The organism is Streptomyces sp. NPDC055400 (assembly GCF_053644375.1).
In genome coordinates, this window is record NZ_JBSHLM010000003.1 from 359,835 (window position 1) to 374,971 (window position 15,137).

The following is a 15,137-nucleotide window of genomic DNA, read 5'->3' on the forward strand; positions in this document are numbered from 1 at the left end:
GTCACGCTGCCGGGATCCGGTCCAGGAACCCCTGCACCGTACGGATCCGGCCGTCCTCGGCCAGCGAGATCACGTCGGAACCGGCGACGGGCGCGGAGCCGTCCGCCGCGGACACCAGCTCCCAGGTGAACCGGGCGATGTCGTGGTGCCCGTCGACCGTGCCGGTCTGCCTGAACACGAAGCCGGGGAACTGCTCGCGGGCCGCGGCGATCACGGCGGCGATGCCCTCGTGCCCGGCCACGTCGGCCAGGGGGTCGGTGTAGCTGCCGTCCTCGCTCCACGCGGCGGCGACGGCCTCGGCACGGGCGTCGGCGCCCTCGGCGTTCCATGCCTCGAAGTAGCGGGCGACTGCGGCTTCGGATACGGAGATGACGGACATACGAATCGGCCTCCAGCCAGGTCGGATCGGGGACCGGAGCCCGGGAGGAGTGCGCCGCCCGGGTTCCGGATGCCTTCAGCCTGCCGGGCGGGCGGACCGGGGTCGATTACGCCGGAGGTAATGCCGGGAGCGGCCCGGTTCACCCATGCTGTGGTCGGACAGAAGCACATGTGTTGTTCATCGTCAGTGCTCGGGAGGCCAGGATGTTCGTCCCGTTCGGGGCCCTTGATTTTCTGGAACGTGCCGCCACCGTCTACGGGGACCGGATCGGTGTGGTCGACGAGCCGGTCCAGCCGGCCGAACCCTGGGAGGACCTCACCTACCGCCGGGTGGCCGAGCTGGCGCGGGCCCAGGCCGCAGGGCTCGACGCCCTCGGGGTGCCGCTCGGCGCGCGCGTCGCGGTCGTGTCCCCGAACAGCGCGCGGCTGCTGACGTCGTTCTTCGGGGTGAGCGGCTACGGCCGCGTCCTCGTGCCGGTCAACTTCCGCCTCAGCGCGGAGGAGGTGAGCTACGTGGTCTCGCACTCGGGCGCGGACGTCCTCCTCGTGGACCCCGAACTCACCGACCGCCTCGCCGGCGTCCCCGCCAAGCACCGCTTCACGATCGGGGCGGCCGCCGACTCCGAGCTCTACCGCTTCGGCGCGGACCCCAGCCCCTGGACTCCTGACGAGAACGCCACCGCCACGATCAACTACACGAGCGGCACGACCGCCCGGCCCAAGGGCGTCCAGATCACCCACCGCAACATCTGGGTCAACGCCGTCACCTTCGCCCTGCATGCGGGCGTCACCGACCGGGATGTCTATCTGCACACCCTGCCGATGTTCCACGCCAACGGCTGGGGCATGCCGTTCGCCATGTCCGCGCTGGGCGTGCGCCAGATCGCGCTGCGCAAGGTCGACGGCGCCGAGATCCTGCGCCGCGTCGCCGAGCACGGCGTGAGCGTGATGTGCGCCGCGCCCGCCGTCGTCAACGCCGTCCTGGACGCCGCGCGCTCCTGGAAGGGCGCGATCCCGGGGCGCGACCGGGTCCGCATCATCGTCGCCGGGGCGCCGCCGCCCACGCGCACGGTGGCCCGCGTCGAGTCCGAACTCGGCTGGGAGTTCATCCAGATCTACGGCCTCACGGAGACGTCGCCGCTGCTCACGGTGAATCGCGGGCGCGCCGAGTGGGACGGTCTCGACGCCTCCGAGCGCGCCGGGAAGCTCGTACGGGCCGGTGCGCCCGCGCTCGGCGTGACGCTGCGCACCGACGAGGAGGGCGAGGTGCTCGCCCGGTCGAACGTGATCCTGGAGGGCTACTGGGAGCAGCCCGAGGAGAGCGCGAAGGCCCTCGCGGGCGGCTGGTTCCACACGGGCGACGGCGGTGCGGTCGGCGAGGACGGCTATCTGACGATCAGCGACCGCAAGAAGGACGTGATCATCACGGGTGGCGAGAACGTCTCGTCGATCGAGGTGGAGGACGCCCTCTTCAGCCACTCCGGCGTCGCGGAGGTCGCCGTCATCGGCGTCCCGGACGAGAAGTGGGGCGAGACGATCAAGGCCCTGGTCGTCCGGTCCCCCGACGCGACGGTCACAGAGGACGAACTGATCCGGCACTGCAAGGCCCGCCTGGCCGGCTTCAAGGCCCCCACATCGGTGGAATTCCGCGAAGAACTGGCCCGCACGGCAACCGGCAAACTCCAGAAGTACAAGCTGCGGGCGCCGTATTGGGAGGGCCGGGACCGGGGGGTGAACTGAGCCGCACCCCGGCACCGGACCCGGGCCGGCCCGCCCCGCGCGAATTCCCGTCATCCGCGCACCCGGCGGCGGCCTGTGCGTGCGATCGCAGGGCGCGGGGATGTCCGCGTACCGGCGGCTACCAGGGCATCCCGGCAACGCCGCATGGGGCCCCCTGCTCGAGCGAAGCCGAGAGCTTGGGGGAGTGCGTACCGGCCGCCGCCGTCCACCCGGGCGGACGACCCGGGGTGCCCGTACCCCTTCCCCTCGGCAGAGTTACCGGCATGGAACCCCACTACGGCACGGTCCCGCTGGTTCCGGGAGCCGAGGCCCTGCCCGAGTTGGACATCCCGCAGCCGGGGCGGCAGAACCGGCTCTTCGTACTGGTGCGGCTCCTGCTGCTCCTGCCGCATCTCGTCGTGCTCGCCGTGCTGTCGGTGGCGGCGTTCTTCGCGGTGGTCGCCGGCTGGTTCGCGGCGCTGCTCATCGGGCGGCTGCCCGATCCGGTCGAGCGGTATCTCACGGGGTTCCTCGGCTACGACACCCGCGTGAACGCCTGCGCGATGCTCCTCACCGGCCGCTACCCGCCCTTCGAGCTCGGCGAGCCGATGGGCTACCCGGTGCGGATGCGCGTGGTCCAGTCCGTGCACCTCAACCGGCTGGCCGTGCTCCTGCGGCTGCTCCTGGTGATCCCCGCGGCTCTCCTCGGGACGGTCGCCACCGCGGGTTGGTGGGCCGTCTCCGTGCTGTCGTGGCTCGTCGTGCTGCTCCTCGGCCGGATGCCGCTGCAGCTGTTCGAGGCGACGGCCGCGGTCCTGCGCTACCGGATGCGGCTCAGCGCGTACCTGCTGCTGCTGACCCCCGCCTACCCGAAGCGGCTCTTCGGCGACCAGTCGGCACCGGACGCCGTCGTCGGCACCGTCGCGGGCCCGTCCGCGACGCGGCCCCTGTTCCTGGGGGCGGGAGCGAAGATGCTGGTCGGAGCGTTCCTGGTGCTCGGTCTCGTCGGCGGCGCGGCCAACAGCTCCCGCTACGGCGCGGACGGCTCCGCCGCCGTACAGGCCTCGCTGCCCGGCTTCTGATCACTCCCCGGACGCGCCGGGGACCTGTGACCAATGGCATGCCAAAAGACCTGTTCCGGGACGCTATGCCCCCTTTACGGTGGAGCGCATGTCTCCCCTGGCCCGCATCAGCACCTCGTACACCCCGCGCTTCGCGGAGTTCGCGTTCGAGCCCGGCTTCACGGCCGCGGTCGACCAGCATGTCGCGGAACTGCGGGACAAGCTGGAGGCGGGCGGGGGCGCGCTTCAGCCGCAGGCCCCCGACCGTGAGGTCCTCTCGGACTACGCGCTCGGCTTCCTCGACGCCCTCGCGGAGAACGGCTGGCGCGAGCCCGTCGGGCACGACTACGCGGTGTGCCGCCTCACCGCCATCAGCTGGCTGGTGAGACGGCACGATCTCGCGTAGGACCGGTTACATGTCGTCGGTGCGCTCGCGCTCCTGGACCGGCTGGTTCGTCAGCGCGTCCTCGCGGCCCGCCTGGTAGGGGGAGATGCCGCGGGCCTTGGCCGTCTCCTGCTCGGCGCTGTTCAGCATGCGCTCCCAGCGCTGCCGCATCGGGACGATGAGACCGCCGCCCACCCCGACGACGACGATGCCGACGGCGGCGGCGAGCGCCGCGATCAGGACCGGCTGGGTGACCGCCGTGGCGATGCCCGCCTGGCCGAGCGCCGCGATCACACCGAGCGCGACGATGCAGGCCCAGACGATCGTGCCGATGGTCCTGCCGTACGAGACCGCCGACAGGGCGTTGGTGACGATGTCGCGCACGACGTTGGCGATGGCCATGGCGATGACGACCAGGACGATCGCGACGACGGCCCGCGGCAGCCAGGCCACGATGCCGTTGATCATGTTGCTGACGGGGTTCGGGCCGAAGACGCCGAGTGCGATCTGCAGGGTGATCAGCAGCAGCGCGTAGTACACGACCTTGCAGACGATCGCCGTCATGTCGTACTTGGAGCCCTCGAGCATGCGGTCCGTGCCGGAGCGCTCGGCGAGTTTCTCCGAGCCGACCTTGCGCAGGACCCGGTCGAGCACGCGGGCGATCATCTTCGAGATGAACCACCCGATGGCCAGAACGACCAGGAAGCCCACGAGCTTCGGCACGAACTGGGCGACCTTCGACCAGGCGTCGTTGAGGCCCCCCGTGAAGTCCACGGCGAGTGGGGCGGTGTCGGTGAGCTTGGGCATGAGTGGTCCTCCACTCGCTGGGGCCCGTACGCGCTGCCGCGCCGGGCGGTCAAGCCCCCCACAGATGCGGTGATGTGCTCCTTAGTGGATATCAGCACCCGAATGGACGCGGCCCGTGGGCCGCGCCCATTCGGGTGACAGGTGCGTCTCCCCCCACCTGCGCGTCGCCGACCGGGTCGTCGCCCTGCGCGCCGTGAGGCTGATGGGGCGGGCCGTGGGGTACGCGCAGGTGGATGTCCGGGCGTAACCACCCCCCGTCCACGGCGTGTTCGCGCCGTGCGCCCCTGCCCGCACTGCCACAGTGACCAGGTACAGAATCACCCGTTTCGCGCGTTTCATCAGATTCGTTCGTTACGCAGGTCTCTCAGGGAGTGTGGTGAGCATGGCCCACGTGCACGTGATCCTCAATCAGAAGGGCGGCGTGGGTAAGTCCACGCTCGCCGTCAACCTCGCCGCCGTGACCGCGGACGTGCTCGGCGCGGGAACCGAGGGCGGTCAGCCGCCCGTCGTCGCCGTCTCCATCGACCCTCAGGGCTCCGCCGTGTGGTGGTCGGAGCGCGTCGGCGGCGGCCTCCCCTTCGACTTCGTGCAGGCCCACGACGACCTGGCCGGGCTCGCCGCGCTCTCCCGCATCCCCTCCGCCCAGCACGTGTTCGTCGACACCCCGGGCTGGCTCGACCTCGCCGAGTCCGCCGGCGAGGACCCGCTCGGCAAGGGCGCCGCCGCGGACGCGCTGCGCGCCGTCCTGTCCAACGCCCACGACGTGATCGTGCCGATCGAGCCCGAGCCGCTCGGTTTCCAGCCCACGCAGCGCACCATCGAGCGCGTCGTGAAGCCGCGCGGCCTGCCCTACCGCGTGGTCATCAACAACTGGGACCCGCGCGACGGCAAGGCCGACCTGGAGCAGACGCGCGCCTTCGTCGAGGCCCAGGACTGGCCGCTGGCCCGTACGGTCGTACGGCACTACAAGCTGCACACGCGCGCCTCCGCGGACGGCCTCGTCGTCACCCAGTACGGCGCGAACCGCGTCGCGCTCCAGGCCCGCGAGGACTTCTTCCGTCTCGCCCTGGAGGTGGGCCTCGCCGCGATCCCGGCCCCCGCCAAGCGCTCCGCGAGCAGCACCCGTACGAGTACGAAGAAGAGCGCGCAGCCTGCGGCGGCCAAGGGCACGAAGGCCAACAGTGCCGGGAACACCAAGAACGACAAGAGTGCCAAGAGCGCCAAGAACGCCAAGAAGGTGAACGTCTGATGGGGCGCCGTACCGATCTGTCCTCCCTGCTGTCCTCCGGCGCCGCCGCCCCGGCCGCGGAGCCGTCGGAGCAAGGCGCCGAGCCCGTTGCCCGCGACACCGCGCACCCCGTCACCGTCGCGCTCGCCGACCTCGCCGAGAACCCCGACAACCCGCGCCACGAACTGCGCGACCTGGACGGGCTCGCCGAGACGGTGCGCGAGCGCGGGGTGCTCCAGGCGCTCGGGGTGGTCCCCCGTGCCGTGTTCGTCGCGGCGCACCCGCAGCACGAGGAGGCCGTGGGCCGGGCCCCGTACGTCGTCCTGCACGGCCACCGGCGGCTCGCCGCGGCCCGGATGGCGGGCCTGGACGAGGTGCCCGTACTGGTGCGCGAGGACGCGTCCCGCACCGACGAGGACGCCCTGATCGAGAACGTCCAGCGCGACGACCTCACCGAGCTGGAGCAGGCCCAGGCCATCCAGGGCCTGATCAGGAGCTACGGCTACTCGCAGCGCCAGGTCGCCGCCCGCATCGGCAAGACGCAGGGCTTCGTCTCGCAGCGGCTGTCCCTGATGAAGCTGCGCGAGGACCTCCAGGAGGCGCTGGCCGACGGACGTGTCTCGGTCGAGGACGCCCGCCGCATCGCCCGCCTCCCCCAGGAGGAACAGGCGCTCCCCGGCGACACCGGCGCACCCCCGCCGACCGTCCCGAAGGCCCGGCGTGATTACGGCGTAATCAAAATCGACAGCCGGGGCACCCCGGAAGACGTCGTCGAGTCCCTCCGCCGCCATCTCGCCCCCGCCGCGCTCGACCGGATCCTGGAACTCCTCGCCCGCTGAGCGCACCCACGACGGGCGCCCGCGCCCGGGCGGGGAGCCGGCCCGCGGGGGGATTCCTCTACCGTTGCCGGAGAATGCGCCACGGAGAGCAGTCATCGCACATGTCCACTGGACCGGTTCCCCCCCTCGACCCCGGCGTCGCGGTGCCCGCGGAGGCCGTCGCGCCGCTGATGCGCGGCATCGACGTGCTGCGGCGGCTCACCGACGCCGGCGGCACGCTGAGCCTCAGCGAGCTCGCGCGGGCGACCGGCCTCGCCCGGTCCACGGTCGACCGGATCTGCGCGACCCTCGCGCACATGGGCTGCCTGCGCCTCGACGGGCGTGACGCCACGCTGGCGCCGCCGCTGATGGCCGTGGGCAACGCCTATCTGGGCGCTCTGCGGGTGCCCGCGCTGCTCGGGCCGCGCGCCGAGCGGCTCGCGGACGAGCTGGACGAGTCGGTGTCCCTCGCGGTCCCGGACGGGGACGGGATCCGCTTCATCCACCAGGCGACGCGGCGTCGCGCCATGTCGCTGAGCTTCCGCATCGGCGACCTGCTGCCCGCCGAACGCACCGCGCCGGGACCGCTGTTCGCGGGCGCGTGGGACGAGGACATGTGGGCGCGGTGGCGGGCCCGGCGGGCCGCGGATCCCGAGGACCGCGCCTTCCCCGCGGTGCCGCCCCGTCAGGAGCCGGAGAAGGAACGGTTCGAGGAGCGCGTGGCGCGCGCCGGGGCCGCGGGCTGGGCTCTCGACGACCAGCTCATCGAGCCCGGCCTCGTCGCGCTCGCCGTCCCCGTACGGGGTCCCGGGGGTGCCGTCGCGTGCGTGGTCAGCGTCGTCAGCCACACCAGCCGCCACACCGCCGCGTCACTGCGCGAGGCGATGCTGGGGCGGCTGCGGGCCGCTGTCACGCAGATGGAGGAGGCCCTGCGCGAACCGGCGCCGGACTGCCCTGCGCCGGGCCCGGGACCCGACGCTTTCGCGCCGGCGGGAGCGCGGGCGAAGGGACCGGACGCCGCCTGGGCCGCCGAGGCCAAGCAGCGGCTCGGCCGGGACTTCGTCGAGTCGCTGGCGCGCGGGCTCGCCGTGCTGACCGTCTTCGGGGCCGGGCGGGCCGAGCTGAACCTCACCGAGATCGCCGCCGCGACGGGCCTGGCGCGGGCCACCGCGCGCCGCGCCCTGATCACGCTGGAGCACCTCGGATACGTGGCCTCGCGCGGCCGGGGCTTCCGGCTCACGCCCCGCGTCCTCGCCCTCGGCTTCCCGCCCCTGTCCCACCTGACGCTGGCCGAGATCGCCACGCCCCACATGCGGGCGCTCTCCGCCGAACTGCACGACTCGGTGTCCCTGACCGTGCTCGACGGCGACGACATCCGGTACACGGCGCGCGTCGCGACGAGCCGGGTGATGAGCGTGAACATCGCGGTCGGGACCCGCTTCCCCGCCTTCGCCACGTCCATGGGCCGGGTCCTGCTCGCGGGTCTGGCCCCGGACGCGCGCGCCGCGCTCCTCGCCCGCGCCGACCTGACTCCCCTCACCCCGCGCACCGTCACCGGCGCCGACCGGCTCGGCGCGCTCCTGGACGACGTACAGCGCCAGGGTCACGCGCTCGTGGACGGGGAGCTGGAGGAAGGGCTGCGCTCCGTCGCCGTACCGGTGCGCGACCTCGCCGGGCAGGTCGTCGCCGCGGTGAACGTCGCCACGCACAGCAGCCGCCGCGACCTGGCCCGGGTCACGGACGAGGTCCTGCCCGCGCTGCTCGCCACGGCCTCGCGCATCGAGGCCGATCTGCACGTCGCCGGGCGGTTCGCCCGTATCCCCGCGGCATAGAGAGGCACAGAGAGGTGCAGAGCAGAACAGAGCGGCACAGAGCCGGCCGCGATGTTGCGGATCGGAAGGCGACGGAGGTCAATGGAAGGCGGGGGGACAGGCAGAAAGGAGCCGTCATGGCTCACGCGGCACCCGCCTCAGGAACCTCCGGCCTGCGCTCCATGGCGGCCGGCTCCAGTCTCTCGATGAAGCTTTCTCTCCTGCTCGGCATCGTCTACGGCATCTGGGCCTCGGGCATCCGCCGCGACGCCGGTCCGAGCCCGATCACCACGGGCAACGTCCTGTTCGGCGTCCTCACGGGCGTCATCGTCGCCGTGGTCACCTTCGGGATGCACCGGGCCTCGTTCCGGCTTCCGCGCGAACTGCGCGCCGTCGCCTGGGCCGCGTGGGCCGGTATCGCGTTCGGCTATCTCTACAGCCTGACCGACGCCTCGGTCCTGCGGTCCACGATCATGGCCCTGACGGTCGCCGCCGGTGTGTTCGCGACCATGTTCTACCGCTACTACACCCGCGAGGGCTGACCGGCCGGTAAACACCCGTTCGGTCGAGCCCTCCACCGCGGAAGCCGCCATCTGCCCCGCCCCCGCTGGCGCCCCCTGCCGCCCTCCCGTTGCCTGGGAGGATGCGAAGAGCCCTGTCCGTCGTCCTGCTGGCCCTGGCCTGCCTGCTCGTGCCGCTCGGCACGCTCTCCGTCTGGGCGAAGTACGAGGTCGGGGACAGTGACCGGTACGTCGCGACGATGGCTCCGCTCGCCTCGGAACCGGCCGTGCGGGGCGCGGTCGCCGGCGCCGTCACGAACGCGATCGTGACGCAACTCGACGCGGGGCCGATCCAGTCGGCCGTGGACGCGTTCGTGCATGACGCCGTGGAGTCCTTCACCGGCACCGCCGCCTTCCAGAAGGCGTGGAACACGGCGAACCGGGCCGCGCACGACGCCGTGCAGCAGGCCGTCGACGACGGCACCGACGGCCCGGTCACCCTCGACCTCGCGCCCGTCACCGGGCAGGTCAAGCAGCAGCTCAGCGACGACGGCGTGCCCTTCGCCGACCGCATCCCCGTCACACACACCACCATCACCGTGATCAGCGCGCGCGACCTCGGCCGGCTGCGCCAGTCGCTGCACCTGCTCCAAGGGGCGGGCCTGTGGCTCCCGTTCGCCGCGGTCGCCTTCGCCGCCGCGGGCCTCGCGCTCGCCCGGCGCCCGCGCCCCGCCCTGACCGCGACCGCGCTCGGTGTCGCGGTGGCCGCGGGGGCGCTCCTCGTCGCGCTCGCCACGGGCCGCTCTCTCACCCTCGACAACCTGCCCTCGGACGTGGACCGCTCCGCGGCGGGCGCGGCCTACGACGCCCTCGGCTCGTCGGTGCGCACCGCGTCCCGGTGGACGGCCGGAACGGCCCTCACCGTGGCCGTCTGCGCCTGGCTGTCGGGGCGCCTGCGCCACAGGGCACCGCCGCACCCTCCGGCCCCTCCGGTTCCTCCCGAAATGCGGCCTGCCGCTTCCGGGGTGAGCATGCCAGTGACAGAGGAGGACTGAATGAGCGAGACCCCCACCACCCCGACACCGCCCCCCAGCCCCGACGCCGGCCACGGCGTCTGGTCGGACAAGCACCGCTCCGCAGGGCCAGACCCCACCATGGGCGACGGCGCGGGCAGCGGCTGGGTGTCCGGCGGCACGGTCTTCGCCGGCGTCCTGATGACGGTCGGCGGCGTCCTGGGCATCCTGAACGGCATCGCGGGCATCGCCAAGGACGACGTGTACGCCCGCCTCGGCACCTACACGTACGCCTTCAACCTCACCACGTGGGGCTGGATCCACCTGATCATCGGCGTCGTCGTCACGGTCACCGGCTTCGGCATCCTCAAGGACCAAGGCTGGGCGCGCGGCGTCGGCATCGCCCTCGCCTCCCTGTACATCATCGCGTACTTCATGTTCCTGCCCTACGAGCCCATCTGGTCGGTCATCGCGATCGCCATCGGCGTCTTCGTCATCTGGGCACTGGCCAGCGACAGTTCACACCACGCCGCCCGGGCCTGAAGCGGGCAACCGTTCCCCGCGCCGGTCCGTCTTTGAGGGAGGATTCCGGCATCCGGCGCCGGAGGGTGTCGGAACGAGCGGAAGGCGGGCCCGGGCCTTGGAGCATGTGACGCAAGCGCCCGGCCCACCGCCGGTCCTCCCCCACGACGACCGGGACCGCAGGCCGGGCCGCACCCTGGCCGCCTGGACCGCGGGCCTGCTCCTCGCCGGCGTCAGCGCGGTCGTGGGCTGCCGGATCGCGGACGTGGACGGGGTCACCCCCGTCCCGCAGCTCCTGGCGTTCCTGCCCTGGCTCCTCGCGCCGACGGGCGCCGCGCTGCTGCTCACGGCGCTCGCGCGCTGGCGTACCGGCATGGTGTGGGGCGTCGCTGCGCTCGGCGCCCTCGCCTGGTACATCGAGCCGTACGGCAAGGACGCCGACGCGAGCGGGCCGCCGGTCGCCGATGTGCGGGTCCTCTCCTCGAACGTCCAGTTCGGGCGCGGCACCGAGTCGCTGGTGGGCGCGGTGCGCCGCGAGCGGCCCGGCCTGGTGTTCGTCGAGGAGTGCGATGACGGGTGCCAGGACACCCTGCGCCGTGAGCTGCCGCGCGCCGACTTCCCGTACCGGCAGGCCGTGGAGGCGTCAGGCTCACGGGGGTCGGTCATTCTGAGCCGGTATCCCCTCAAGGCCGCCGCGGGCGTCCCGGGGACCATGGGCATGCCAGGCGCCGTCGCCGATGTGAAGGGCCACGACGTGCGGCTCCAGCTCGCGCACCCGATGCCGCCGTTGCCCCGGCAGGTCGGCCTGTGGCGCTCCGAGCTGGGCGAGCTGCGCGACTTCGCCGCCGCGGGCCGCTCCCAGCCGACCATCCTGGCCGGGGACTTCAACGCCACGCAGGACCACGCCGCGTTCCGCCGCATCCTCGACGCGGGCCTGCACGACAGCGCCCGCCTCGCCGGGAAGTCCCGCGCCCCGAGCTGGCCCTCGCGCGTCCGCCCGCCGCTCGGCACCCAGATCGACCACGTCCTCGTGAGCGAGGACTTCTCCGCGCACTCCGCCCGCTTCGTCGAGCTGGCCGACACCGACCACCGCGCCCTCCTGGTCGACCTGACGATGCACCGACCGGCGACGTCCTGAGCGCGGGGGCCCCGTAGCGTTCAATGGACGGCATGCGCCCAGAGTCCCCGGCCCGCCATCTCGCACCGCCCGACTGGCTGGTCAGGACCCTGCGCCCGCACCCCGCGCCGATCCCCTGGGCGGCCGTCGCGCGCGCCGGCCTCGCGCTGTCGCTGCCGCTCGCGATCGGGCTCGCCGCCGGGCAGCCCGCGTACGGGGCGCTCGCCTCCATGGGCGCCCTGTCCGGCGTCATCGGCGACACCGCCGACGCCTACCGGATGCGGATCCTCAACATCGCGGTGCCCCAGCTCTTCGGCGCGGTCGGCGTGACGGTCGGCGCGCTCGTGTACGGGCACGGCTGGGTCGCCGTCGCCACCGTCACGGGCGTGGCGCTGATCTCCGGGATGATCTCGACCATCGGCGCGGTCGCCTCGGTGTCCGGGCTGCTGCTCCTGCTCAACTGCGTGATCGGCGCCGGGCTGCCCCTGCCGGGCGCGTGGTGGCTCGCGCCGCTCCTGATGACGGGCGGCGGACTCCTCGTCCTCGCGCTCGCCCTGCTCGCCTGGCCGCTGCGGTCCGGGGTGCCGGAACGCGCGGCCGTCGCCGCCACGTACCGCTCCGTCGCGAACCTGCTCGCGTCGGCGGCCGACCCCGAGAACTACGTCGAGACCCGCTACGCCGTCACCCAGTCCCTCAACCAGGCCTACGACCTCGTCCTCGCCCGGCGCGCCCTCGCCCACGGCCGCAACCCCGAACTGGTGCGCCTGCTCGCCCTGTTGAACGCGCTCACCCCGATCGTGGAATCCGCGCCCGCCGCCCACCAGTGCGGGGTGCCGCTGCCGGCCGCCGTCCCCGACGCCGTACGCCGCCTCGCCGACGCGGTGGACACCGGCAGCACCGACGCGGGGCCCCTCGACCTGCCCGCGCCCGAAGGACCCGCCGCCCGCGCCGTCGACCACGCGGTGCGGCACGCCGCCGACCTCGTCACCAGCAAGAACACGGACCCCCACCGCGCCCTCGACGCCGACCGCCTCGGCCGGCCCGCCGCCCTGCGCGTGCGCGCCGTCCGCGCCGCGCGCAACGTCGTGCTGTCCGGCGCCTCCTGGCGCTACGGGCTGCGCCTGGCCGTGTGCATCGGCATCGCCCAGGTCCTCGTCTCGACGGTGCCGGTCCCGCGCTCCTACTGGGTGGCGCTGACCATCACGTTCGTCCTCAAGCCCGACTTCGGATCGGTGTTCTCGCGGGCCGTCCTGCGCGCGCTCGGCACGGCGGTCGGGCTCGTACTCGCCACGGTGATCCTCGCCGAGGTGCCCCGCGGGTGGTGGGACGTGCCCGTGCTGATGGCCCTCGCCGCGCTCATCCCGGCGCTCACCCCGCGCGGCTACGGCTACCAGACCGCCGCCATCACGCCGGCCATCCTGCTGCTGTCCGACACCCTCAACCAGCAGGGCATCGGACTGGTCCTGCCGCGGCTCCTGGACAGCCTCATGGGCTGCGCCATCGCGCTGGTCGCCGGGTATCTGCTGTGGCCCGAGAGCTGGCACACCCGCATCGGCGACCGGCTCGCCGACGCCGTCGCGGACACCGCGACGTACGTGGAGCACGCGTTCGGCGCGTCCGCGGACCCGGACGTCCCGGCCGCCCGCGCGCGGATGCGCCGCCGGCTCTACCGCGACCTGTCCGTCATCCGCTCCGAGTTCCAGCGCGCCCTGACCGAGCCTCCGCCCACCGGCCGCCTCGCCGCCGCCTGGTGGCCGCTCGTCGTCGCCGTGGAACGCATCGTGGACGCCACGACCGCGGCGCGGATCCGGGTCAAGGAGGGGGCGCCGGTGCCGGGGCCCGTCGAGGTGGCGCAGGCCGCGGAGCAACTGCGGGAGCTGGCACAGGGGCTGCGCGCCACCGACGTCCTCAAGGGGGTGCGCGCCGACTTCAGCGAGGCGGACCGCGACGGGGTGCTGGAACCCGTACGCCAGGAGGTCGCCGCCGCCCGCTCCATCGCCTCACCGCACTGAGAACGGCAGGACGCGGATGCGGGCCGCCCCGGGGAGGGGGCGGCCCGCATCGGTGTGGGGGGTGACTCCGGCTCGTTCAGCCGGTGCTGTCCGGCCGGTGACGGTCAGCCGGTCTTGGCGGACTGCTTCAGCGACTTCACGGCCTTGGCGAAGCCGTTGGCCCACAGCTGGTCGACGCGGGCCCTCTCGTTCGCGTCCGGGTTCGGGTTCGTGCAGGACGGGCCCGGGCCGCCGCCCGACATCAGCTCGCTGCACGGGCCGATCGTAGGTACTCCTGGTTCTGCGCTTGACGATGCTCCCCAACGAGATTGCAGGGGATTCCCTACAGCTACTGGAAAGCAGCTGGCCGGGCTTCACGCGTCCGCCTCTGCCGATGGGCAGGACTTGGCTTCCCAGTACTGCTGGGCGGCCTGCGCGTGCTGTTGATGACCGAGCCACCCGTCCGGCGGGCTCGAGCCTCGATTTCCATCGAGGCATTGCGGTCGGCGTCAACCTCATGCCCGCAGTGGACACAGGCGAACAGCCTGCCGCATCCCTTGCGGGATTCGGAGTCGACCTTGCCACAAGCAGCGCAGGTCTGTGATGTGTGGAACGCCGGGACCGCAATCAGTTCGGCGCCATACAGGTTCACCTTGTATTCGAGCTGCCGTCTGCGCTCGCCAGGCATGTTGTCCAGGATGCTGCGGTTGAGCCCAGCCTTCTGGCGCACGTTCCTGCCCGGTTTCACTGCGGTGCCCTTGGCACTTTTGGTCATCTTCGTCACGCGCAGGTCCTCCACACCGATCACGCCGTGGTTCTTGGCAAGGTCAGTGGTGAGCTTGTGCGTGAAGTCCAAACGCCGGTTTCTCTGCCGGGTCTTCAGCCTGGCGATGGCCGCAATCGTCGCAAGTAGTCGATTGCTGTACCTGCCCCCATTGTGCTTCTTGGCGTAGCCGAGCTGCCGCGCCTTCCTCTGCTCGAGGTGCCTGAGCCGTTTGGCTTCGCTCACCGTTAGGGTGGTCGGCATTCTGCGCGGCGCGGATTCAGTGGAGATGTAGGCCGATGCCGCCACCCCGAAGTCCACACCACACGCAGGCTTCCGATTCGGATCCGCAGATCTCACACCGGTGTGGACCCCGAATGAGACGTGCCAACCCGTGCCGTCTCGACTGACAGCGGCATTACGGATCACGCCGCCCAAACAGCGCGATAAGCGAATGCGCAGCCAGCCCAACTTGGGCAGTCGGACCTCAGCCCACTTGCGGTTGATTCTGCGGACCTCAACGGCCTGCCCTGGGAGCGGAACGCCCATCCGATGCTCGCGCTTCTTGAACGCGGGAAACTGTGCTGGGTGCTCGGGTTTCCAGTAGTTGCCATAAGCACGGTCGAGGTTGCGCAGGATCTGCTGCGCGGCCTGTGCTGGAAGGTCAGCGATCCAACCCAGCTCCGCGCGGGCCTGAGTGAGATGCCTGCATTGCTCGGACGATCGCAACGTGTGCCTGCGTTGCTCATAGACGTAAATGCGTTGGTGCAGAGCCGTGTTCCACACCGCACGAGCTGTATGACCCCACCGTGCGAGGACTTGCTCCTGCGCTTCGGTGGGGTACGCCCGGTATCTGCGCCCCATGTCTGCCTTCATGACATTCACATCAACGACGCCGGTCCATTCGAGTCACGCACATACGTTGCACACCTCTGCGGCCAGGGCGATCGCTTCCCACCGGGAAGCGGCTCGGCAGGCACCCGCGTATCGCGAGCGCCTGCCGGATGCCGCTGAGGCCTCTTCA

Annotated in this window: 14 protein-coding genes and 1 pseudogene; 11 read left to right on the forward strand and 4 right to left on the reverse strand. The window is 72.2% G+C overall.

Annotation, left to right across the window (positions count from 1 at the left end; all coding sequences use genetic code 11):
* Nucleotide 1 precedes the first annotated feature (1 nt).
* Nucleotides 2–379, reverse strand: a complete 378-nt coding sequence (locus tag ACWIGU_RS09760; RefSeq protein WP_454399188.1) for a nuclear transport factor 2 family protein — start codon at nt 377–379, stop codon at nt 2–4.
* 203 nt (nt 380–582) lie between these two features.
* Between ACWIGU_RS09760 and ACWIGU_RS09765 the strand changes: the two genes are divergently transcribed.
* The 3 genes from ACWIGU_RS09765 to ACWIGU_RS09775 all read left to right on the forward strand — a co-directional run bounded on the left by ACWIGU_RS09765 (nt 583) and on the right by ACWIGU_RS09775 (nt 3,564).
* Nucleotides 583–2,118, forward strand: coding sequence for an AMP-binding protein (locus ACWIGU_RS09765; protein ID WP_454399190.1), 1,536 nt, complete (start codon nt 583–585; stop codon nt 2,116–2,118).
* Between the two features lie 263 nt (nt 2,119–2,381).
* Entirely contained in the window at nt 2,382–3,179 is a 798-nt protein-coding gene (locus tag ACWIGU_RS09770; protein WP_454399192.1) for a DUF4389 domain-containing protein, read from the forward strand.
* An 88-nt stretch (nt 3,180–3,267) separates the two neighbouring features.
* Entirely contained in the window at nt 3,268–3,564 is a 297-nt protein-coding gene (locus ACWIGU_RS09775) for a DUF6401 family natural product biosynthesis protein (RefSeq protein WP_227296263.1), read from the forward strand.
* A 6-nt stretch (nt 3,565–3,570) separates the two neighbouring features.
* Here the strand turns inward: ACWIGU_RS09775 and ACWIGU_RS09780 are convergent, their stop codons facing one another.
* Nucleotides 3,571–4,350: a membrane protein gene (locus tag ACWIGU_RS09780; protein WP_454399194.1), complete on the reverse strand. Its 780-nt coding sequence runs from the start codon at nt 4,348–4,350 to the stop codon at nt 3,571–3,573.
* Between the two features lie 382 nt (nt 4,351–4,732).
* Between ACWIGU_RS09780 and ACWIGU_RS09785 the strand changes: the two genes are divergently transcribed.
* From ACWIGU_RS09785 to ACWIGU_RS09820, 8 genes are all read left to right on the forward strand, one after another.
* Nucleotides 4,733–5,599 carry a ParA family protein gene (locus tag ACWIGU_RS09785; protein WP_454399196.1) on the forward strand — a complete coding sequence of 289 codons (867 nt, stop codon included), beginning with the start codon at nt 4,733–4,735 and terminating at the stop codon, nt 5,597–5,599.
* The gene (locus tag ACWIGU_RS09790) at nt 5,599–6,417 is read left to right on the forward strand and encodes a ParB/RepB/Spo0J family partition protein (RefSeq protein WP_454399198.1); all 819 of its coding nucleotides are present in this window, start codon (nt 5,599–5,601) and stop codon (nt 6,415–6,417) included. Before ACWIGU_RS09785 ends, ACWIGU_RS09790 begins: the two co-directional genes overlap by 1 nt.
* Before the next feature lie 101 nt (nt 6,418–6,518).
* Complete coding sequence (locus tag ACWIGU_RS09795) at nt 6,519–8,228, forward strand: IclR family transcriptional regulator domain-containing protein (protein WP_454399200.1); 1,710 nt, start codon at nt 6,519–6,521, stop codon at nt 8,226–8,228.
* Nucleotides 8,229–8,344: 116 nt separating this feature from the next.
* Nucleotides 8,345–8,749: a hypothetical protein gene (locus tag ACWIGU_RS09800; RefSeq protein WP_454399202.1), complete on the forward strand. Its 405-nt coding sequence runs from the start codon at nt 8,345–8,347 to the stop codon at nt 8,747–8,749.
* 101 nt (nt 8,750–8,850) lie between these two features.
* Nucleotides 8,851–9,762: a hypothetical protein gene (locus ACWIGU_RS09805; protein ID WP_454399204.1), complete on the forward strand. Its 912-nt coding sequence runs from the start codon at nt 8,851–8,853 to the stop codon at nt 9,760–9,762.
* Complete coding sequence (locus ACWIGU_RS09810) at nt 9,763–10,263, forward strand: DUF7144 family membrane protein (RefSeq protein WP_454399206.1); 501 nt, start codon at nt 9,763–9,765, stop codon at nt 10,261–10,263.
* Nucleotides 10,264–10,369: 106 nt separating this feature from the next.
* On the forward strand, nt 10,370–11,380 hold the full coding sequence (locus tag ACWIGU_RS09815; RefSeq protein WP_454399208.1) for an endonuclease/exonuclease/phosphatase family protein: 1,011 nt from the start codon (nt 10,370–10,372) through the stop codon (nt 11,378–11,380).
* 32 nt (nt 11,381–11,412) lie between these two features.
* Complete coding sequence (locus ACWIGU_RS09820) at nt 11,413–13,371, forward strand: FUSC family protein (protein WP_454399210.1); 1,959 nt, start codon at nt 11,413–11,415, stop codon at nt 13,369–13,371.
* Nucleotides 13,372–13,475: 104 nt separating this feature from the next.
* On the opposite strand, the pseudogene ACWIGU_RS09825 reads toward ACWIGU_RS09820, so the two are convergent.
* A pseudogene (locus tag ACWIGU_RS09825) lies at nt 13,476–13,631 on the reverse strand (snapalysin family zinc-dependent metalloprotease); the annotation flags it as partial.
* Between the two features lie 68 nt (nt 13,632–13,699).
* Nucleotides 13,700–14,989, reverse strand: coding sequence for an RNA-guided endonuclease InsQ/TnpB family protein (locus ACWIGU_RS09830; protein ID WP_454399212.1), 1,290 nt, complete (start codon nt 14,987–14,989; stop codon nt 13,700–13,702).
* Nucleotides 14,990–15,137 lie beyond the last annotated feature (148 nt).

What these genes read in the sequence shown, in the direction of transcription:
- ACWIGU_RS09800 (WP_454399202.1), top strand. Translation starts at nt 8,345, where the DNA reads ATGGCTCACGCGGCACCCGCCTCAGGAACCTCCGGCCTGCGCTCCATG.
- ACWIGU_RS09795 (WP_454399200.1), top strand. Translation starts at nt 6,519, where the DNA reads ATGTCCACTGGACCGGTTCCCCCCCTCGACCCCGGCGTCGCGGTGCCC.
- ACWIGU_RS09805 (WP_454399204.1), top strand. Translation starts at nt 8,851, where the DNA reads ATGCGAAGAGCCCTGTCCGTCGTCCTGCTGGCCCTGGCCTGCCTGCTC.
- ACWIGU_RS09760 (WP_454399188.1), bottom strand. Translation starts at nt 379, where the DNA reads ATGTCCGTCATCTCCGTATCCGAAGCCGCAGTCGCCCGCTACTTCGAG.
- ACWIGU_RS09810 (WP_454399206.1), top strand. Translation starts at nt 9,763, where the DNA reads ATGAGCGAGACCCCCACCACCCCGACACCGCCCCCCAGCCCCGACGCC.
- ACWIGU_RS09765 (WP_454399190.1), top strand. Translation starts at nt 583, where the DNA reads ATGTTCGTCCCGTTCGGGGCCCTTGATTTTCTGGAACGTGCCGCCACC.
- ACWIGU_RS09790 (WP_454399198.1), top strand. Translation starts at nt 5,599, where the DNA reads ATGGGGCGCCGTACCGATCTGTCCTCCCTGCTGTCCTCCGGCGCCGCC.
- ACWIGU_RS09775 (WP_227296263.1), top strand. Translation starts at nt 3,268, where the DNA reads ATGTCTCCCCTGGCCCGCATCAGCACCTCGTACACCCCGCGCTTCGCG.
- ACWIGU_RS09785 (WP_454399196.1), top strand. Translation starts at nt 4,733, where the DNA reads ATGGCCCACGTGCACGTGATCCTCAATCAGAAGGGCGGCGTGGGTAAG.
- ACWIGU_RS09770 (WP_454399192.1), top strand. Translation starts at nt 2,382, where the DNA reads ATGGAACCCCACTACGGCACGGTCCCGCTGGTTCCGGGAGCCGAGGCC.
- ACWIGU_RS09830 (WP_454399212.1), bottom strand. Translation starts at nt 14,989, where the DNA reads ATGAAGGCAGACATGGGGCGCAGATACCGGGCGTACCCCACCGAAGCG.
- ACWIGU_RS09820 (WP_454399210.1), top strand. Translation starts at nt 11,413, where the DNA reads ATGCGCCCAGAGTCCCCGGCCCGCCATCTCGCACCGCCCGACTGGCTG.
- ACWIGU_RS09780 (WP_454399194.1), bottom strand. Translation starts at nt 4,350, where the DNA reads ATGCCCAAGCTCACCGACACCGCCCCACTCGCCGTGGACTTCACGGGG.